This is a genomic window from Paenibacillus dakarensis, from assembly GCF_001373415.1.
In the GTDB taxonomy this organism is placed as follows: domain Bacteria; phylum Bacillota; class Bacilli; order Paenibacillales; family Paenibacillaceae; genus Paenibacillus_AQ; species Paenibacillus_AQ dakarensis.
This window is the reverse complement of the sequence record NZ_CDSE01000016.1, coordinates 40,715-59,460: the sequence shown is the minus strand read 5'-3', so window position 1 is coordinate 59,460 and position 18,746 is coordinate 40,715. Positions and strand designations below refer to the sequence as shown.

Below are 18,746 nucleotides of genomic sequence, written 5' to 3'. Positions count from 1 at the left end.
TCCTTATCATCGTGAAGCATTCATTAGCGCAGTTGATCAGGTGCTGGTGATACAATACCATACCGTTGGTAAAGAAGAAATTCATGCACGTGTAGAGTTAACACGAGAAGCGGATGCGAGTGTATCGACTCACGAAATGGATAGCCTGCTGCTTACAGGTCAGGCGGCACACGGTGTTACCCATCCCGGTGTCAAATTTACCGGAATATTAAAGGCGGAGGCCGGCAAAGGGCATATCAGGCAAGAGGGGAGATCCCTTATCATCAGCGGTACGGATGCCTTCACGTTGTATTTGGCTGTTCGAACGGATTATCAATTTGGAAATCCGGGGGAGCGGCTGAAGCATAATTTAATCAAGCGGTGTGAAGAGGATCTCGAGAAGGCGATGAACAAGACTTACGCGGAATTAAAGAAAGATCATATTCAGGAGCATCAACGTTTATTTCATCGTGTAAGCCTCCGATTAGGAAGCAAGGATGAAGAGCCGTCTTCCGTTGATTCTTTACCGACGGATCGCAGACTGGAAGCATTCCGGAAGGGAAGCAAAAGTCAGGATCTGATGGCGCTATACTTTCAATATGGGAGATATTTGCTCATTTCCTCCAGCCGGCCGGGCCAAATGCCCGCAAATCTTCAAGGAATTTGGAATCCGTGGATGGAAGCGGCATGGGATTGCGATTATCATATCAATATTAATATACAAATGAATTATTGGCCTGCTCAAGTCACAAACCTGTCTGAGTGTCATCTGCCATACTTTGATTTAATTGAGGGACTGGTGGATAACGGACGGAAGACAGCGCGTGAAGTGTACGATTGCAGAGGTTTCGTTGCCCATTATACGACAGATGCATGGTTGTTTACGGCTCCGCTTGGAAAGGTGAATTACGGTATGTGGCCGATGGGAGCAGGATGGAGTGTACGTGACTTCATGGAATATTATCGCTTCACCGGAGACCTTGAATTCCTGGTTGACCGTGCCTATCCTATTCTGAAAGAAGCAGCGATTTTTTTCCTGGATTGGTTGGTAAGACATCCGGAGACAGGCCAGTGGATTTCAGGTCCATCGATTTCACCGGAAAATACTTATATAACACCTGCTGGCAACACGGCTTCATTATGCATGGCGCCTGCGATGGATCAGCAGATCATATGGGATGTGTTCAACTGTGTAGTGGAAGCAGCTAATGTCTTGAGAATACAGGATAATTTCACACAGCAGGTGGCAGATGTGCTTACGGAACTGGCCCTGCCGAACATTGGACCGGATGGACGCCTTCTGGAATGGTGTGATCCGCTGGAGGAGGCAGAACCGGGACACCGTCATATCTCTCACTTGTTTGCACTCTACCCTGGGGAACAGTACACCTATAGTTCCACACCGGATAAGATGGAGGCAGCGCGCAAAACACTGGAATATCGCCTGCAGCATGGCGGCGGACATACGGGCTGGAGCCGAGCCTGGATTATTAATTTCTGGTCCCGATTAAAGGATGGTGAGAAGGCGCTGTTCAATCTTGAACAGCTGCTGGAACATTCGACACTGCCTAACCTGTTTGATCATCATCCTCCATTCCAAATTGACGGGAACTTTGGCGGGACCGCCGGGATTGCAGAAATGCTGCTTCATAGTCACAGTGGGGTGCTCGATCTGCTCCCTGCACTGCCAAGGTCATGGGAACAAGGTTCGGTTACAGGTCTCAGGGCTCGCGGCGGTTTTGAAGTGGATATGGAGTGGGAACAGGGGAAGCTGAAACAGTGTAGAATCCTGTCCCTGAATGGTGTAAAATGCTGTGTTTCCTATTCAGGACAACAGATCATTTTAGATACGGAAGCAGGAAAAAGCTATTCTATTGATTTTGCTGATGTCTAAGCACGGTAGCAAGCACATAATCCCAGAGGATCATTTGACACGGGGGTTATGTGCTTTTTTATGCTCGGCAGGGTTACGATCAACGGTGATGGTCTGATAAGTAATGATGATGGTGAGCAGGATGCAGACGGGTATGAGGGACTTGGCTTCAAGCCAGGGTATGCGTAGGGAGTCGTCATTCATCTTAAGTACTGATTCTGCTAGGGGAATGTTCACTAAGATGATTCTTGAAGCGGTATATAACCAATTCTCCACGGGGACAATGTACCGGAAAAAGCGGAGGTCCGGCCTTTTTTTCTTAAAAAATTGGAGCGCTTTAAATAACTTGAGATTGATTGCGATGACGATTAGATCCACTAGCAGTACGGAAATAATAAAAACAGCATCCGGCAGCACACCCCCGGTTCTGGCACTGTAAATAGCGCTTGCTATGATTAAAAATAGAATGAGCAGCATGAATCCTGCTTTATGTAAGTACAGGGACAGAGCCCAGGTTAGAATCAGGTGAAGCAGGATGGACAACAGGTAGGGCAGTCTCATCATTCATTCTCCTTTGATATGAAATCATATTTTCAAAGCATGTCATGGAAGTGTGCTTGACCTGATCGGAATTGGTGCTTATTTGTGTTATGATTTACACAGCCACTATTCACGAAAGTGGTATGCGTTCACTACCTTCTATGGATTGGAGTAATATAATGAGCTATCGGAATCTAGAAGAATGCATTATCGATTTAGAAAAGAACGGCCATCTGGTTCGTATTCATGAAGAGGTTGATCCTGATCTTGAAATGGCAGCGATACATAGGAGAGTTTATGATGCTGGTGGCCCAGCATTATTGTTCGAGAATGTGAAAGGTTCGAAATACCGGGCGGTGTCTAATCTGTTTGGTACGATCGAGCGAAGCAAGTTTATTTTCAAGGATACTTGGAATGCAGCACAGAATGCAATAGCTGTTCGTAATAATCCAATGCAAGTGGTTAAAAATCCATTTAAATATATCGGTACCGGGCTTTCAGGAAGCAAAGCTTTACCTTTGAAAAAATCCGGCAATCAGCCAGCAGGTTTCCAGGAGATACAGATATCCGATCTGCCGCTGATCAAGCACTGGAAAGAGGACGGCGGAGCATTTGTCACCCTGCCTCAGGTGTACTCGGAAGATCCGGAGAAGCCGGGCATTATGAATTCAAATCTGGGAATGTACCGTATTCAGCTGAGCGGGAACGAATATGTAATGAACAAGGAAGTGGGGCTTCATTACCAAATTCATCGCGGCATCGGCATTCACCAGGACAAAGCGACGAAAAAAGGCCAGCCTCTGAAAGTCAGTGTGTTTATCGGAGGTCCGCCCGCTCATACGCTTTCGGCCATCATGCCCCTGCCTGAAGGGATGAGTGAGCTCACTTTTGCCGGGCTGCTTGCCGGGCGACATTTCAGATACAGCTATGTAGACGGGTATTGTATAAGCCTTGATGCGGATTTTGTGATTACAGGCGAAATTCATCCTGGAGAGACCAAGCCGGAAGGGCCTTTCGGGGACCACCTTGGCTATTACAGCTTAACACACCCGTTCCCGGTGATGAGAGTGCATAAAGTTTACGCTAAGCAGAATGCCATTCTTCCTTTTACTGTTGTGGGACGTCCGCCGCAGGAGGATACATCGTTCGGTGAATTGATTCATGAGCTTACAGGGGGAGCGATCCGTAAGGAGATCCCGGGCGTTAAGGAAGTGCATGCGGTCGATGCCGCAGGCGTACATCCATTGCTGTTTGCAATCGGCAGTGAGCGTTACACCCCTTATCAGCAAGTTAAGCAGCCGGCTGAAATTCTCACGCTTGCGAATCGGATATTGGGTACAGGCCAGCTTAGTCTGGCAAAATATCTGTTCATTACCGCGGAAGAAAAGCAGCCGATCAGCACGTACCGAATTGAAGAGTATCTAACCTACATTCTGGAGCGAATCGACTTGCAGCGCGACCTGCACTTCCAGACGAATACAACAATCGATACGCTTGATTATTCGGGAACTGGCTTAAATACCGGCAGTAAAGTTATTTTTGCAGCGGTAGGGGAGAAGAAGAGGGAGCTATGCCGTGAGGTTCCGGATATCCTGAAGGATATTCCAGGCTTTGAGAACCCACGTCTGGTGATGCCAGGTGTAGTGGCAATTCAGGGACCGAGCTTTACAAGCTATGAGGAAGAGAAGCAGCATATGAAAGGGCTTAGTGATGCGATACAGGCAAGAGGCAAGCTGGATTCCTGCCCGATGCTGATCGTATGTGATGACAGTTCATTCATGAGCGACACGCTGAACAACTTCCTGTGGGCTGCCTTCACACGAAGCAATCCGTCACATGATATTTATGGCGTGAACAGCAGCTATGAGCACAAGCACTGGGGCTGCGATAATGTCATCCTTGATGCCCGCACGAAGCCTCATCAAGCACCGCCGTTAATCCCAGATCCAATGGTTGAAAAGAAAATCGAACGATTTTTTGAAAAAGGTGCAGTATTAGGCAATATGGAGAAGTAAGTGCTGCCTGCAATGAAACACGTCATTTATGGCGTGTTTTTTTTGTTTTGTATTATTTTTTAAAGCAATATTTCGCAAAAAAATCTTAAACTAAATGTGACCTTTTACCGTCCATAATTGTGTTAGAGATAAAAGGAGGTCAGAACATCATGCAGATCGATTCGCTCCGGCCGGGCGGAGAATTAGCAGACGCCTATCAAACCTACGGCAGTATGCTGTATAAAATAGCGATGATTCATCTTGGAAATAAAGAAGATGCGGAAGAAGCCATTCAGGAAACATTTATCAAGCTGTTCTATAAAGCCCCTGAGTTCAGTGATCAGGAGCATCAAAAAGCATGGTTGATAAGGGTCATAACGAACCACTGCAAAAATATGCAGGGAAGTATATGGCGCAGACGCGTTATGAGGGTGGAGCAAATCGATGATTATTTCGAATTCACCTCTACAGACAGGGCGCTAATGGATCATGTATTACAATTGCCTTTCAAGTATAAGACGGTGATTCATCTATTTTATTATGAGGATTATTCAATTCATGAGATTTCAGAGATTCTGCAAATCAGTGAATCAGCGGTGAAAATGCGTTTGAATCGCGGCAGAAAGCTGCTCCGAATCGACCTGGAAGGAGAGGATGAAGCATGAACCGGAAGGATTACAAGCGATTGATAGATCAGATCGAGCCGGATGAAGGACTGGAACAGCAGATAATTCAGAAGCTTAGAGCTGCGAGTGGAAATATGAATATTAATAAGGGCAGGGGGCGAAGTGGCATGAATCAATGGTTAAAGAGAGCGGCTGGCCTCGCGGTAATCGCTTGTCTTGGGTTAGTTATTGCTTTAACCTGGAACCATAAGAGTCAGACAATGGTTACTTCAGTGGATCCGGGTCTAAGCCCTAACGTAAATAAAATCGATGATCCTCAATCGGTGACCATACCCAAGATTGAATTACCGAAAGAATCCAATGTGAGTGCGGATATGATTGGATTAATTGTTTATAAGGGCAATGTCTACACACAAACGAGCACTTCCATAACACCTGAAATCGCAAAGCAGCTGAGAGGAGATCAGCTTGGACGAACGACGTCAGGGATTGATGAATGGAGTTCAGCGTCTGATTATACAGAAATGGCCTCCACGATTGGCGAGATGGATGTTTTCTCAGTAAAGGGATACGATCCAGACTTTAGAATCATGTCATATCTCGAAATTGATGGGCAAATATATGCCGAATTGTACGAACACCTGAACGGAATTACAATTACCAAAGGCGAAGATTTAATCGGCAAGCTCAATTTGAAGGACCATGTCGAGTCGGTGAAGTGGCAGGATTTTAACAGCTGGAACAATAGTGAAATGAAATTTAAGGAGCTTCAAGCTGATCAGGGATTACAGCAATTTATTTCTGCGCTATATGAAGCTAAACCTGTAGCAGGAGACAAGTTGTATGAGGCGGGAATATATGAAACAGCGCCCGAGAATCAGAAGTTTCTTTATTTAAAACTCCAGGATCATACGGAGGTTCAATTGCGATTGTTTAAAGACGGAAATTACGTAAGTTATGGTATTGCAAGTGTATTCTTTCAAGTGGATTCGGCGGTCTTTGATGCATTCTGGGAACAGATGTAGAAGCTCTAAAAGCCCTTGCTCAGCAAGGGCTTTTTTATGATGTCCTGGGGAATCCTTTGAGATGATTAGAGAACAGCAGTCGTCCCTTTGTAACTATTCCTCTCCCAACGCTTCAGCCGCGAGTTGATTCATTACGTTGTTATCCATCGGAGGGTTATGCAGTCCAGCTCGAATGTCACGATAATAGCGCTCAAGCGGCCGCTCTTTAGATAAGCTTGCTGCGCCTACAATACGCATAGCCTGGTCAACGATCGATATCGCGTTATTGGTAACGACATATTTGGCGAGTCCGAGCTGAGCACGCATATTTTGCCGGGAAGAAGGGTCCTGATCCCAGAGCTCGGCAGCCTCGTACAGAACGGATCGTGCGGTTCGAAGCTCTGCCTCCATCTTGCCGATGGATTGCTGAACTGTCGGAAGTGTGGCAATCGAGCCTTGGATGCTGCCTGGTTTATACGTTTTGGCAAAATTCAGGGCATAGTCTCTGGCAGCCAGTGCGATGCCCATATAACAAGCCGGTATGTGAAGAAGCCATCCGCCGCCATCATCATTTCCCTTACCGGTAATGCGGGCATGATCTGCAGCAAAGGCCTTGTTTAATATCACATCATGGCTTCCCGTTCCGCGCATGCCCAAGGTGTTCCAAGTTTCGTCAATGGTGGTTTGTTCGCTTCGCTGGATCAGAAATTCGCTGACGGTATCTTCTTCGACCACATGAGCGGTCACAACGAACCGATCGAGAATAGGGGCCAGGGTGCTGAAGGTTTTTCGACCCGATATAAGCCATCCTCCTTCGGTTCTTACAGCAGTTGTTTCGGGTCTTCCGCCCCGGCTGGGACTTCCTGTACCTGCTTCGCTGGCAAATACGTTCATCATAGCACCATGTTGAACGATATCATGGCATAAGTCAGCGAACAGCTTCTCCGGCCACTTGCGGCTTATTCTCAGATGGAGGATTTGTCCCAGATGCCAGCCTGCAGCCAAAGCAGTAGAGCCATCACCGTAAGCCAGGCGCTCCTGTACCTGCACCATCTCATACAGTGAAATCTCATCACCGCCATATTCCTGTGGAACAGTCCATTTTAAGTAGCCTATTTCGCGAAGATCCTCGAAGTTTTCAAAGGGAAAGCTTCCTTCCCGATCATAATTCGCAGCTCTTTTATTAAAAAGCTCTGTCAGCACTCCAACTCTATCCAAACGATCGCGTTCTGCTTCATTACGTATGTAATGATCGATATACCGGGTCATGGGATCACTCCTTTGATAGGGTACAACAGATAAACTATCATTAGTTTAGCATAAAGCGGAACGTTTTTAGCCGGATGACCCGTGTTCCCGTTGCAGGTTGTGGAGAATGCTAGAGTTGGTCTGAATAAAAATCCCTTTGAGAAAAACCTGATGCTCTTTCAGAGCTTGGTTCTTACTCAAAGGGATCTTTGTTTATCTTTGAATCTTCTAGTCTAAAAGATCAGTTGAAGAATATATTTATACTAGCTTCCAAAGAGCAGGAACAGGTATCAGGTTAAAATTATTATTGAATTACTTTCCATACATCGGATGTTGCACTTGGAGTTTGACCTTGTGTCCACCATCTGGCTTCATAATTAACACCGTTATGTGATACTTTGCTGCCACCAACATAGACTGTTGATGCATTCCATGCCGGATAAGTAGTAGAACCGCCGCCAGAGGAGGTTGTTACACTAACAGCATTGCTTGCACTGGACAGATTGCCTGCAGCATCTGCAGCTTTTACGGTAAAGGTATAAGCTGTGTTTGCTGTTAAGCCGGTAACAGTGTAGTTCAGGGTTGAGCCGGAAACGGTAGTAACGAGCGTGCTGCCATTGTAAATATTGTATCCTGTTACACCAACATTATCGGAGGCTGCGTTCCATGATAAAGATGTGGATGTAGCTGTTGTACCGGAAGCCGCAAGTGCAGTTGGAGCTGTCGGAGCTTGAGTATCACCTGGGATAGGGGTACCGCCATTACCGCTGAAGTTTACATCAATAACGTTGTAGAATGCATTTGCCGTATCCGCAATCTCCCATACTGCAAGGATTACGTGGTAGCCAGTTCTTTGTGGAACATTACAAGTATCGGAGTAGGTTGAAGGAGGTTTTACACCGCCATAGTTAACAGAGCAGAACGGAGTAAGATCGAAGGAATCACGGGAAAGCGGAGCATTTGGATTCCAGTTAGCCTTCGTAATATAGTACTTCCAGCTTGTAGTTGCATGATTAGCACTGATCTTCCATGTGAATGTATTTTGTCCAGGAGACATATTCACTTTAGTCCAGCGTGTAGCGGATTGCTCATCCAATTTCGGAAAAATGCCGCCGGCACTAGCAAGCTTACCGTCAGCAGGTCCTGCAGCTGGGAATCCTTTAGGGGCTTCCAGGCTCTGAGGTTCATAAATAACCGCACCACAGTCGGTGTTTTGTCCACTTTTACAAAGCGCTGCACGGCTGTTATCAATATAACCGTGAGCAGACGCCTTTTGAGCCAGGATGATCATAAGAATTGCAGCAAGTATCATGATTCCGCCAACGGCGAGCAGTTTTGCGGCTTTTGAATCGGATAAACGGATTGATGTCATTAGTAAATTCCTCCTTGGTTTTAAGAAATGAATGTGGCATTGATAAAGGGTAGCTGTGTATCCTATTACAAAACCGGGCAGATGTAGAACTTGATTCCTCCTTTCAGGTAAACACAAGATGCCTTGCCTGTGAGATACTATGCTGACGATCTCTCCTTTCCAAACCTGAAAAATTTATATATAAACTCTATAAATAAGAGCTTATATGCTTCGCTGTCGAACTTTGGATCTTACCTGCAAAATAGAGATTCGGCCAATTGGATGAGAGTGTCGTGATGGAAGTTGGAAACAGGTTGGATAAGCCTTGCAATCGCTTACAGACTATCAAGTATTAAATTAATTTGAAAACTTGCTCTGATTATAAACGCATTTGTGAAGCTTGTGTGAATAAAATTTGCAAATAATTGGAAAGTGTAAAAAAGAGTTGATTATTATAATTTTCATTTTGATAATTTTACCTAGACATGGACCGTCGAAATTCGCTTACTTTCTCTTAAAATTTAGTATAAACACGATACCAGGCTTACATAATTCGCCAAAAACTCTGATTAGCTATATGATATTCATATAATAGGGTTCGAAAGAGGGATGATAAATGCAGTGGATTAAGCATAAGATGCTCGCTGTCACAGCCTTGGCTATCGTATTGACCTTCTCATTGGCGCTGATTGACAAAGGGGGAGCAGCAGCCTTTGCGGCTTATTCAAATTCTGATACTCCTGTAGTCATCAAAGTAAATGGAGCCGCAGTGCATTCAGACGTTCTTCCATTCCTGCATAATGGCCGGGTTATGGTCCCTCTGCGTATCGTTTCAGAAGCGATGGGAGCCAAGGTAACTTGGAATGCATCCAGGAAGACAGCTGTTGTAGTCAGGGGAGAACACCAATTTGAACTGTCTGCGAATGAAGTTAAGGCTGTTCGTAACGGTAATCCCGTGAAGCTGGATACAGCACCCGTAATGAGAGAGGGACGATTATTTATTCCCCTTCGATTTTCGGCAGAAGGGCTTGGGGGAACGGTGCGGTGGAATCAAGCTTTGAAGGAAGCGAAGATTTATCCTGATTTGACGCCGGAGATCGCCAAGCAAGAGGTGGGGGAATTAGCAGAGGAAGCCATTCACGCATTATTTGATCAGAATTTTGATAGATTGGCTAAGCTTTCTCATTCCCAAGGGGTAACCTTTTCCCCGTATGGTTATGTAGACCGCGGCAGGAATGTCATCTTAAGTAAAGCTAAATTAGCCGAAGGGTTTGCTAATTCCAAGGTTTATGAGTGGGGCAGCTATGATGGCAGCGGTGAGACCATCTCGATGAATTTTGAAACGTATTTTCATAAATTTATATACAATGTGGATTTTGCCAAGGCACCGTTTATAGGATTCAATGAATCGATGAGTATGGGAAATACCGTGAACAATGTGAGCAAGGCGTACTCTGGCTCAGTTATTGTTGAATATCATTTCACAGGATTTAAACCGGAGTATGCCGGAATTGATTGGCAAAGCCTTCGGCTCGTGCTTCAGCGAGAGAATGGAAACTGGGTGTTATCCGGTGTTGTTCATGATCAGTGGACTATCTGATTGCGAGAATGAGAGGGACTTGTGGAGGATATTCCTGCAAGCCTCTTATTTTTTTTGAAAAAATGCTTGCTTTTTATGTTGGTACAAGGTATACTCTTAATCACGGTGATTGAAACGAAGTTTCAATTTCACAAGTGAAATCTTCATCAATCTTTTGAGGAAGATACATATTTGCGGTCGTGGCGGAATTGGCAGACGCGCACGGTTCAGGTCCGTGTGGGCTAACCCCCGTGGAGGTTCGAGTCCTCTCGACCGCATCCCGAGAATCCCTTGAAATTTTTCAAGGGATTCTTTTTTTGTATATATGATCTCAGATGAGCTGAATACATAGTAGATCAGAGGGAAGCTTCGAGTGTGCCGAATAGGAGGAGTAATAAGAAAAAGCTGCCCAACCGTTCATATAAAGAGTGGTTGAGGCAGCTTTTGTGATTAACGGGATACTTTTTTATTCGGATGCAAAACGCAATCAGCGAATAACACGGATTTAGGAATCCGGAAGAATTGTTCCGCTTTATCCTGAAAAGCACTGGAAGGCAGAGTACCTTGGTGCAGCCACTTGCGGAATGTACCAGGATGAACGCCAATCCATCGGCTCACATCGCTTACGGATAGATCGTGGACCATGCATAGGCCAGTGAGAATACGGTTGCTTACAGGTGAACGTGTTAGAGTTCTTTTCATGAATCTGGAAGCTTCGGGCTGACAAATCACTGGTGATTTCTCAAGCAATTCTTCCCTGAATAAAATATGGCGAGGGTAACCGAGGTAGTCGCAAGCTTTCTCTAGGTTGTTTTTCCCTGGAATACGGCCTTCATATACCCAAGCACTGACGCTTCGTGAAGAAACGCCAAGTTTTTCGGCTAACTGTGATAGTTTAATGTCATTGGCCATAAGAATGGCAAGGAGCACGCGGTTACGAATCTGACAACGAGTTGGTCTGCGGAATCGTTTAACACGCACACCTTTCCCTAAATATTTGCGATTGATCAGGGACCACGCCTCAATGGAGTGTTTGACTTGCTGCTGTTGTGTAGGCATAATTCCTCCGACTTTTTTACAACCATACTACATTATTCGACAAGGTAGTTTCAATAGGATGGGCCTATCATTTATTTCCAAATACAGAACTTATAACTAATTTATCTTTATGCATTCCATCGATTCATTCCTGTAACAATTACTTGGTTGTATGTTAAACGTTCGTTATATTTAGAAAATGTGATATTAATCAGCTTTTTTATATGTATAAATACAGCTAAACACGAACGATAAGTGGTATAAAAATTGACTTATTCGTGTTTTTGAGTTACATTCTTAGTGAGTGAGCAATACTACACTGGAACAAATTCGTATATCCTCAATAATAAGGCTTGAGGGTTTCTACAAGGGACCGTAAATTCCTGACTACGAATGGGTGCATAAATATACCTGTTCATAGTCGGATTTTTTGTGTCTGCTTCTGGTTATAAGCTTGCAGATTACAGCACCCATCTACGGAGAATAGTCAGTTTAACAGGGAGATGAGATGGATGAGTAAATATGATGTGATTGTCGTGGGAGCCGGACCAGCCGGAATTTTTGCATGCTATGAATTAACGCTGAAGGCGCCTCACAGCAAGATTTTACTTGTGGATAAGGGACATAATATTTATCGCAGAAGATGCCCGATTCTGGAAGGGAAGATCCAGCTGTGCCCACCTGCTGCAGGAAGAAAAGAATATGCCGGATGTATGCCTGCTTGTTCAATAACGGCTGGATTTGGCGGAGCCGGGGCATATAGCGACGGGAAGTTTAATATCACGACAGAGTTCGGCGGTTGGATGACAGATTATTTGCCTGGATCGAAAGTGTTTGAACTCATCAAATATGTAGATGATATCAACCTCAAGCATGGAGCTGCGACTAACGTGACAGATCCGATGACGGCGGAAATTCGTAATATTGAGCAGCGTGGTTATGCTGCAGGGCTTAAGCTTCTGCGCGCTCAGGTACGACATTTGGGTACCGAGCAGAATTTGGAGATATTACAATCCATCTACGAGTATTTAAATACTCGAATTGATATGGTTTTTAAAGCGGAAGTGGAAGATATCAACACAGTGAAAGAGGATGGCGGGCACCGGATTACTGGTATAACCATGAAGAATGGAGACGTTTATGAAGCGGACCTTGTAATGATTGCACCCGGGCGCGACGGATCGGCTTGGCTGACCAATGTGTTAAAGAAGCGCAGGCTCAAAATGTATAATAACCAGGTTGACGTGGGTGTCCGGGTTGAAACCTCTGACATTGTCATGAGAGAAATTAATGAGCATTTATACGAAGGTAAGTTTATTTATAATACATCGGTTGGTACACGTGTCCGTACATTCTGCAGTAATCCGTCAGGTCATGTCGTGGTTGAGAATCACAGCGGCGTCATGGCAGCTAACGGACATTCATATAAAGATCCGGCACTTGGATCCTTAAATACGAACTTTGCTCTGCTTGTCTCCCATAAATTCACGGAGCCCTTTGAAAAACCGAATGAGTATGCACGTGAAATATGCAAAAGAGCGAATGATCTGTCAAACGGAGGCGTAATTGTTCAGAAATATGGCGACATACTCCGGAGTCGCAGATCTACGGAAGGAAGAATACGAGAGGGCTTTTTGGAACCGACTTTGAAAGAAGCGGTCCCTGGAGACCTGGGACTCGTCCTCCCCTACAACACAATGAAGAGCCTTATCGAAATGGTTGAGGCTTTGGATAAGGTAACTCCCGGTATCGCATCTGAGCATACGCTGTTTTACGGTGTAGAAGCGAAGTTTTACTCCGCACGGCCTAAGCTGAAAGATACGTTTGAGACGGAGATTGCAGGGCTGTTTTGCGGTGGAGATGGTGCTGGAATTACCCGGGGCCTGGCTCAAGCCGGAGCAGCTGGAGTGTGGATTGCGCAGAATATGATTGAACGTATGAACCAGGTTTAGAACCTGATAATTAGATGCACATAGAGAGCGGGCCGGCAGGCCCGTTCTTTTTTGAGGAGAGAGAGCGATTTCTTTTTCTTTAAAGGAGAGGTATGATAGAGCAGGATAAACTATATTTCAGTTACGGAGGAACGGATTATGATCAAACATATCGTATTTTTTAAATTGAAAGAGCCGACAGTTGACAATATTGAACGGACCTTGCAAGTGCTGAGAGATATGAACGGCAAAATTCCACAGCTTCGTTCGCTTGAAGTTGGAAGTGATGTCATTCATTCCGAACGTTCCTATGACCTGGCACTGATTGCAGAAGTGGAGACACTGGAAGATCTGCAAGCCTATCAAGTGCATCCTGTTCATCAGGAAGTTATTCGTTATATTAATACAGTTAAGGAACAAACCATTAGCGTAGATTATGAAGTTTAGAATGTTGCAGATGGGATATAAGCAAAAATAATCAAATCACATATAAGAAATGCTGGAGGAGATAAGCCGTGTATTATGTTAATCAGGAACAAATTGAGCGTCGCTTGAGCGCCATACCCGAAATTACAGAAGGGCTGCGTAAGACGGCAGAGTCATGGGATGGCGAACTAGTCAGCGGACTGGTACAGGAACGGGCTCTTCATTTGGCGATTGAAGTGGTCACTGATGTTGGGAGTTATCTAATTGATGGCTTTATTATGCGGGATGCCAGCAGTTATGAGGATATTCTTGACATTATTCATGAAGAAAAAGTGATGCCAAGCGAAGTTCATTCCGTTCTGAAAGAGCTGGTCCGGTTGCGGAAGCCTCTTGTTCAGGATTATTATGACTGGCCGCGTCATGTGCTTCATCCTTTGTCTTCCGTTGTTCCTGATACTCTGGAACAGTTCGCTGTAAATGTGCGTGACTATCTCAAGCAGGAATTATAAGGCCCAAAAGGTTATCAGAGGCATTGTAGTGAAGTGTGAAGCTTACATAACAGCGAGATGATCGATTAAGCTCTTGTGCAGAAGTTTATTCTGTGCGGGGCTTTTTTTATTGGAGAAATACGGACCTTGATGAAATAAAATATGAAACCTTGTGTCAAGACAAGCCCACTCTGCTTATAATGCATCATGCGACTAGGCATTCGCCCGGTCAGCCTGAAATTAAGGGAGGGTGGTCATATGGTGGAGTGGAGTGCGCTGGCGGTAGCTATGGGTATTGCGTTGATGGCTGCAGCATCGATTGGTATTTTTCTGTCTGTCAGAAAAATGCTGCTGCGAACAGAGATCGTTCTGGATAAGCTTGAAGTCGAATGTACACAGCTGTCGATTGAAGCTGCAAGGGTGCTTGATCGGGCATCTATATCGTTAGATAGTCTTCAGCGGCAGCTTAAAACAGGTGAGTCGATTATGTTATCGATGAGCGAGACAGCAGCTGCAGTACAAAAAACCGCGGAAGCTGTGCATTCCGTTAGCGAGCGGGCAACCGTTTCGGCTATGGAACATATGGAACGGGCCCGTCTGGAGAATGAACGCCGCATTGGTGAAGTGTTCCGATGGGTTGATGCAGGACTAACGCTCTGGCATACGTGGAATCACCGCTCTCCTGGGTCAGGTGACGGGCGTGCCGAATAGATCAAGAGGGAGAGATGGACGATGAAAGAGAAGAGCAAGGGCCTTTTGTGGGGAGCACTGATCGGGAGTATTGCCGGCTCGGTAGCCGCACTGCTGTTGGCACCAAAATCAGGTAAAGAGCTGCGTGAGGATATTGCAAGTGGCGCTCGCCAGGTTGGAGATAAGGTGCAGGAAGTGGCTGGTAAAGTTGGTGAGCAGGGGGTCCATCTGATTGGGGTTGTTACTGATCGCGCTGAAGGTGTGATTTCAGACATTCAGGCTTGGCGAAACCAGAAAGAGGCATGGGCAGTATCAGATCAAGAGGGGATTGCTAAGATCTCTTCTTTTAAGAATTATGATCCCGTAGACGAAGAGAATTGAATACAACGGCTTAATATCATGCAGCCCTGATCAAACCTGATAAAGGTTCTGACAGGGCTGCTCTTTGTGTAATTTATACTATGCCTCTTTTACTTGGAGACCTAGGTTGGACAAGCTGGACATGAAATTTCATGTTCTCACGTATGAGAACAGCCTGTCCCATCCAGGGTGTGAATTTACTTCCAGTTTGTGGTCAACCTCTTGAATAGAGTGACCTTAGAAGGTACCCCCAAGTTGAAGAAGGGAGCGAATTGGGTTAAGATTTAGGTACGTTTTATGTAAGAACGTCATATGGTAACACAGCTAAGATTTGAATAATGACAAGAAGGAAGCGGTGTGTTCGTGCAGCAAGCAATCGCAATATTAGACTCGGGTGTAGGTGGGCTGACTGTCGCCAAAGAGGTGATGAGGCAGCTCCCAAGAGAGAAAATTATTTACTTCGGAGACACCGCCCGCGCACCTTACGGACCGCGTACCCCGGAAGAAGTCCGATTATTTACGGAACAAATCGTAGACTATTTGCTTCAATATAATCCTAAAATGATTGTTATCGCATGCAATACGGCAACTGCGGCAGCGCTAGATTATATTTCAGCCAAAGTTTCTGTTCCAGTCATTGGTGTAATTCATCCAGGTGCCCGTGCAGCAATTAGTGCTACGAAGACCGGTCATGTAGGTGTCATCGGCACAGTTGGTACAATAAAAAGCGGGGCTTATACAGCCGCCCTTAAACAGCTTTCACCTTTTGTCGAGGTAGAGAGCCAGGCTTGTCCTGAACTTGTTCCTCTCGTAGAGCATGGTCTGTTTCGCTCTCCTGAATCATTCGATGTAGTTCGGGATTCACTTGATGGTATTAAACAAACTACAATGGATTGCCTGATTCTGGGGTGTACTCATTATCCTTTTCTCATGGATACGATACAGCAGGTGATGGGGCCCGGGGTAAAGCTGATTAGTTCTGCCGATGAGACTGCTCGGGAGATCAGCACCATTCTGTACGATAAGGGAAAACTGTCAAATGGTGAGGAAACCCCGGTTCATCAGTTTTTCTGCACAGGTGATGCGGAGATGTTCCAGAGCATTGCTACAGAATGGCTTGGTGAACAGATTAAGCGGACAGCTGTTGTTTGGCAGATTACAAAGCTCTAATCCATTTATTATGATTGTTAAGAGGTCGGAGTCCTTCAGGAGTCCGGCTTCTTTCCGTTAATCTGCACAGCTGAAACATTTCGAACAACCCTTGCGACATATACTTGCATTGGACGGTAAAAATAGGGTGGCTGCGGCTGCCGGAAAGGAATACGTCATGCGGCAGTATATTGTACAAAAGGGAGATACACTTCTGAGGATTGCGGCAAGGTATGGATTGGCACGTGAACAGCTGATTACAGCCAATCCATGGGCGAGGCAGCAGACCTATCTGCTGCCAGGGCAAATCATATATCTTCCAGTATCCTTACGGCGAAGATATGTCATTCAAGAAGGAGACAGTCCAGAAAGCATCGCCCGTATTTTTAATTTTCAACCAGCTGCTCTGGAGGAGATGAACCCAGGGATGTCTATTTATACATTCCCGATTGGCAAGACGATTGTACTTCCGCCATCTGAGCCTAAATATCGCATCAGGTTGGCTGGTGAATATGGTTACAGAGAGTTGTGTTCAGATTTGGAAAGTCTTGCTGCTGAGTTCCCGATCATTGAGTGCTGTACAATCGGTATGAGTGTGATGGGAAAACCACTCTTGGCGGTTAAAATTGGAGAGGGTCCGAAGCATCTTCATGTGAATGCAGCAATCCATGCAAATGAATGGATAACGACTCCATGTCTGCTGAGGTTTCTGGAAGTCTATGCAGAGGCATTAACGACCGGTGCTGCTGTTCAGGGGATGGATCCATCGAATTGGTTTCACAATTACACCTTATGGCTGGTGCCGATGGTAAATCCAGACGGTGTTGAGCTCGTTCAAGAGGGTGCGATGCCGAACCATAGGTATTATGATCAACTGATGAATTGGAATGGAGGAAGGGAAGACTTCCGCCGTTGGAAGGCTAATATTCACGGAGTGGATCTTGGAGACCAGTTTCCTGCTCATTGGGAAGAAGAGGTCAAAAGGAGGGGGAAGACCGCTCCGAGTCCTCAGGATTATGCCGGTACCGCACCGCTTTGTGAACCTGAAGCGGAGGCACTGGCGCATTACACGATCCAGATATCTCCAGAGCGAGTCATATCTTTTCATAGTCAGGGTCAAGAAATTTACTGGAATTACAGGGGATATGAACCTGCGGAAAGTGAACCGTGGGCTGTTCGTTTAGGTCAGGCAAGCGGGTATCGTGCTGTTAAATTGGATGCCAGTGATGCGGGATATAAAGACTGGTATATCCAGCATTTCCGCAGGCCCGGATATACGGTTGAGATTGGTCGGGGAATGAATCCTCTGCCCTTGGAAGATTTCGAGGATCTGTGTTTTGAAGTGTGCTCTGTAATGGCTGCGTTCATGGCATTAGATTGAATTTGGCATGAAATAATTGCATTAAAAATGTGCAAACTATAACAGGAGAGGCGCCCACTGTATTTATACCTCAACAAGGTACAGTGGGGGTCTTTTTCTTTCAAAAAGGAAGTTAACGGGTATAATTAAAAGTGAATCTAAATTAAATACTATATCGGAGGAACGCCATGAAATGGAGAAAGCTTCTTTCGCTTCGGCGTTGGTCCCACGTCTTTAAGCGCATATTTATGTATTTGTCTTCACCGCAAGTTGCAAAAGGAGACAAGCTGTTGTTCTTTATTCCTGCTATATTATACTGGGTCCTGCCTGATTTTTTGCCGTTTATGCCGATTGATGATATCGGTGTAACCATGCTGTTAATGAACTGGTTCGTGGATAGAACGGAACGCAAATATCCTGGTCTAAATTCGGACAACCCCAAGCAAATTCCACCGGGCCGTTAACGGAATCGTTGCTTGCGAAAATAAACAGTGAGGACTACAATAAAATATTGAGTGATTGAATCATGAGGAGATGAACATAAATGAACTGCAAAATCACCCGCAATGCGGCTAAAGTGATAAAGAAGGAATTGGATAAACAGGAGAATCAAGGTAAAATGCTCCGTGTTGTAATTACACACGCTCATGGAGATCATGCACACTATGGGCTCGATCTCGATACACCAAAAGAAACAGATGTAGTGGTTTCAACAGACAAGGAGATTGATGTGATCCTGGAATCTGGTCAAGAGCTTCTTGACGGCGTCAAGATCGACTACCTTTATCTCCCGGAAGAAGGATTCGTCATTACTAATCCATCCAAAGGAAATCATGGCGACCATTAGGTCGTTCATATAAAGAGGTTACGTGAATATGGCAAACGATATCCGGGTATGTGAAAAGTGCAAAGCAACATCGTTAAAGACAATTATTCCAAAATTGAAAAAGATGGCGCCCGATGCTGATATTAAAGTCGGCTGTAAATCTTACTGCGGACCTTGCAAAAAGCGTGCCTTCGTATATGTAAACGGCCGTTATATCAGTGCCCCTACTGAAGAAGAGGTATTGGCCAAAGCCAAACCGTTCATAAAATAATTTGGTTGCATAG

The 18,746-nt window shown here is 45.3% G+C and carries 19 protein-coding genes, 1 tRNA gene and 1 riboswitch; of the genes, 16 read left to right on the top strand and 4 right to left on the bottom strand.

The features are described from left to right. The coding region (locus BN1234_RS04645) for a glycosyl hydrolase family 95 catalytic domain-containing protein (RefSeq protein WP_054955489.1) at positions 1–1,873 on the top strand (1,873 nt) is incomplete at its 5' end. A 30-nt stretch (positions 1,874–1,903) separates the two neighbouring features. On the opposite strand, the gene BN1234_RS04640 is transcribed toward BN1234_RS04645, so the two are convergent. After that, complete coding sequence (locus BN1234_RS04640) at positions 1,904–2,416, bottom strand: hypothetical protein (protein ID WP_156337146.1); 513 nt, start codon at positions 2,414–2,416, stop codon at positions 1,904–1,906. Positions 2,417–2,571: 155 nt separating this feature from the next. Between BN1234_RS04640 and BN1234_RS04635 the strand changes: the two genes are divergently transcribed. The 3 genes from BN1234_RS04635 (at position 2,572) to BN1234_RS04625 (ending at position 6,037) form a co-directional block, all read left to right on the top strand. Continuing rightward, positions 2,572–4,407 carry a UbiD family decarboxylase gene (locus BN1234_RS04635; RefSeq protein WP_054955487.1) on the top strand — a complete coding sequence of 612 codons (1,836 nt, stop codon included), beginning with the start codon at positions 2,572–2,574 and terminating at the stop codon, positions 4,405–4,407. A gap of 149 nt (positions 4,408–4,556) precedes the next feature. After that, a complete protein-coding gene (locus tag BN1234_RS04630) occupies positions 4,557–5,051 on the top strand; it encodes an RNA polymerase sigma factor (protein WP_054955486.1) in 495 nt (164 codons plus the stop codon). Continuing rightward, on the top strand, positions 5,048–6,037 hold the full coding sequence (locus tag BN1234_RS04625; protein WP_054955485.1) for a hypothetical protein: 990 nt from the start codon (positions 5,048–5,050) through the stop codon (positions 6,035–6,037). Before BN1234_RS04630 ends, BN1234_RS04625 begins: the two co-directional genes overlap by 4 nt. 93 nt (positions 6,038–6,130) lie before the next feature. On the opposite strand, the gene BN1234_RS04620 is transcribed toward BN1234_RS04625, so the two are convergent. Then, on the bottom strand, positions 6,131–7,285 hold the full coding sequence (locus BN1234_RS04620; protein ID WP_054955484.1) for an acyl-CoA dehydrogenase family protein: 1,155 nt from the start codon (positions 7,283–7,285) through the stop codon (positions 6,131–6,133). Positions 7,286–7,568: 283 nt separating this feature from the next. Continuing rightward, the gene (locus BN1234_RS04615; protein ID WP_054955483.1) at positions 7,569–8,636 is read right to left on the bottom strand and encodes a lytic polysaccharide monooxygenase; all 1,068 of its coding nucleotides are present in this window, start codon (positions 8,634–8,636) and stop codon (positions 7,569–7,571) included. Positions 8,637–9,231: 595 nt separating this feature from the next. On the opposite strand from BN1234_RS04615, the gene BN1234_RS04610 reads away from it, so the two are divergent. Both BN1234_RS04610 and BN1234_RS04605 read left to right on the top strand, forming a co-directional pair. Further along, positions 9,232–10,215: a copper amine oxidase N-terminal domain-containing protein gene (locus BN1234_RS04610; RefSeq protein ID WP_156337145.1), complete on the top strand. Its 984-nt coding sequence runs from the start codon at positions 9,232–9,234 to the stop codon at positions 10,213–10,215. A 173-nt stretch (positions 10,216–10,388) separates the two neighbouring features. Next, positions 10,389–10,472 (top strand) — tRNA-Leu (locus BN1234_RS04605). A 172-nt stretch (positions 10,473–10,644) separates the two neighbouring features. On the opposite strand, the gene BN1234_RS04600 is transcribed toward BN1234_RS04605, so the two are convergent. Beyond that, positions 10,645–11,253 carry a helix-turn-helix domain-containing protein gene (locus BN1234_RS04600; protein ID WP_054955482.1) on the bottom strand — a complete coding sequence of 203 codons (609 nt, stop codon included), beginning with the start codon at positions 11,251–11,253 and terminating at the stop codon, positions 10,645–10,647. Positions 11,254–11,542: 289 nt separating this feature from the next. Continuing rightward, positions 11,543–11,642, top strand: a riboswitch (purine riboswitch). Positions 11,643–11,744: 102 nt separating this feature from the next. Between BN1234_RS04600 and BN1234_RS04595 the strand changes: the two genes are divergently transcribed. The 10 genes from BN1234_RS04595 (at position 11,745) to BN1234_RS04550 (ending at position 18,733) form a co-directional block, all read left to right on the top strand. Beyond that, entirely contained in the window at positions 11,745–13,184 is a 1,440-nt protein-coding gene (locus BN1234_RS04595) for an NAD(P)/FAD-dependent oxidoreductase (protein ID WP_054955481.1), read from the top strand. Positions 13,185–13,322: 138 nt separating this feature from the next. Beyond that, positions 13,323–13,610, top strand: a complete 288-nt coding sequence (locus BN1234_RS04590) for a Dabb family protein (RefSeq protein WP_054955480.1) — start codon at positions 13,323–13,325, stop codon at positions 13,608–13,610. A gap of 68 nt (positions 13,611–13,678) precedes the next feature. After that, positions 13,679–14,098 carry a DUF86 domain-containing protein gene (locus BN1234_RS04585; RefSeq protein ID WP_054955479.1) on the top strand — a complete coding sequence of 140 codons (420 nt, stop codon included), beginning with the start codon at positions 13,679–13,681 and terminating at the stop codon, positions 14,096–14,098. A gap of 237 nt (positions 14,099–14,335) precedes the next feature. After that, positions 14,336–14,788 carry a hypothetical protein gene (locus BN1234_RS04580; protein ID WP_054955478.1) on the top strand — a complete coding sequence of 151 codons (453 nt, stop codon included), beginning with the start codon at positions 14,336–14,338 and terminating at the stop codon, positions 14,786–14,788. Positions 14,789–14,809: 21 nt separating this feature from the next. Next, positions 14,810–15,148: a YtxH domain-containing protein gene (locus BN1234_RS04575; protein WP_054955477.1), complete on the top strand. Its 339-nt coding sequence runs from the start codon at positions 14,810–14,812 to the stop codon at positions 15,146–15,148. A gap of 342 nt (positions 15,149–15,490) precedes the next feature. Further along, positions 15,491–16,297, top strand: coding sequence for a glutamate racemase (gene racE, locus BN1234_RS04570; RefSeq protein ID WP_054955493.1), 807 nt, complete (start codon positions 15,491–15,493; stop codon positions 16,295–16,297). Positions 16,298–16,454: 157 nt separating this feature from the next. Then, positions 16,455–17,657 (top strand): M14 family metallopeptidase, encoded by a 1,203-nt coding sequence (locus tag BN1234_RS04565; RefSeq protein WP_054955492.1) that lies wholly within the window; start codon positions 16,455–16,457, stop codon positions 17,655–17,657. Positions 17,658–17,824: 167 nt separating this feature from the next. Then, on the top strand, positions 17,825–18,100 hold the full coding sequence (locus BN1234_RS04560; protein ID WP_054955476.1) for a YkvA family protein: 276 nt from the start codon (positions 17,825–17,827) through the stop codon (positions 18,098–18,100). Positions 18,101–18,180: 80 nt separating this feature from the next. After that, complete coding sequence (locus BN1234_RS04555; RefSeq protein ID WP_054955475.1) at positions 18,181–18,483, top strand: iron-sulfur cluster assembly accessory protein; 303 nt, start codon at positions 18,181–18,183, stop codon at positions 18,481–18,483. Positions 18,484–18,511: 28 nt separating this feature from the next. Further along, the gene (locus tag BN1234_RS04550) at positions 18,512–18,733 is read left to right on the top strand and encodes a YuzB family protein (protein WP_054955474.1); all 222 of its coding nucleotides are present in this window, start codon (positions 18,512–18,514) and stop codon (positions 18,731–18,733) included. Positions 18,734–18,746: the final 13 nt, after the last annotated feature.

Bases quoted from the DNA above. Each gene is read 5' to 3' on its own strand.
- BN1234_RS04640 (WP_156337146.1), bottom strand. From the start codon at position 2,416: ATGATGAGACTGCCCTACCTGTTGTCCATCCTGCTTCACCTGATTCTA.
- BN1234_RS04635 (WP_054955487.1), top strand. From the start codon at position 2,572: ATGAGCTATCGGAATCTAGAAGAATGCATTATCGATTTAGAAAAGAAC.
- BN1234_RS04630 (WP_054955486.1), top strand. From the start codon at position 4,557: ATGCAGATCGATTCGCTCCGGCCGGGCGGAGAATTAGCAGACGCCTAT.
- BN1234_RS04625 (WP_054955485.1), top strand. From the start codon at position 5,048: ATGAACCGGAAGGATTACAAGCGATTGATAGATCAGATCGAGCCGGAT.
- BN1234_RS04620 (WP_054955484.1), bottom strand. From the start codon at position 7,285: ATGACCCGGTATATCGATCATTACATACGTAATGAAGCAGAACGCGAT.
- BN1234_RS04615 (WP_054955483.1), bottom strand. From the start codon at position 8,636: ATGACATCAATCCGTTTATCCGATTCAAAAGCCGCAAAACTGCTCGCC.
- BN1234_RS04610 (WP_156337145.1), top strand. From the start codon at position 9,232: ATGCAGTGGATTAAGCATAAGATGCTCGCTGTCACAGCCTTGGCTATC.
- BN1234_RS04600 (WP_054955482.1), bottom strand. From the start codon at position 11,253: ATGCCTACACAACAGCAGCAAGTCAAACACTCCATTGAGGCGTGGTCC.
- BN1234_RS04595 (WP_054955481.1), top strand. From the start codon at position 11,745: ATGAGTAAATATGATGTGATTGTCGTGGGAGCCGGACCAGCCGGAATT.
- BN1234_RS04590 (WP_054955480.1), top strand. From the start codon at position 13,323: ATGATCAAACATATCGTATTTTTTAAATTGAAAGAGCCGACAGTTGAC.
- BN1234_RS04580 (WP_054955478.1), top strand. From the start codon at position 14,336: ATGGTGGAGTGGAGTGCGCTGGCGGTAGCTATGGGTATTGCGTTGATG.
- BN1234_RS04575 (WP_054955477.1), top strand. From the start codon at position 14,810: ATGAAAGAGAAGAGCAAGGGCCTTTTGTGGGGAGCACTGATCGGGAGT.
- BN1234_RS04565 (WP_054955492.1), top strand. From the start codon at position 16,455: ATGCGGCAGTATATTGTACAAAAGGGAGATACACTTCTGAGGATTGCG.
- BN1234_RS04560 (WP_054955476.1), top strand. From the start codon at position 17,825: ATGAAATGGAGAAAGCTTCTTTCGCTTCGGCGTTGGTCCCACGTCTTT.
- BN1234_RS04555 (WP_054955475.1), top strand. From the start codon at position 18,181: ATGAACTGCAAAATCACCCGCAATGCGGCTAAAGTGATAAAGAAGGAA.
- BN1234_RS04550 (WP_054955474.1), top strand. From the start codon at position 18,512: ATGGCAAACGATATCCGGGTATGTGAAAAGTGCAAAGCAACATCGTTA.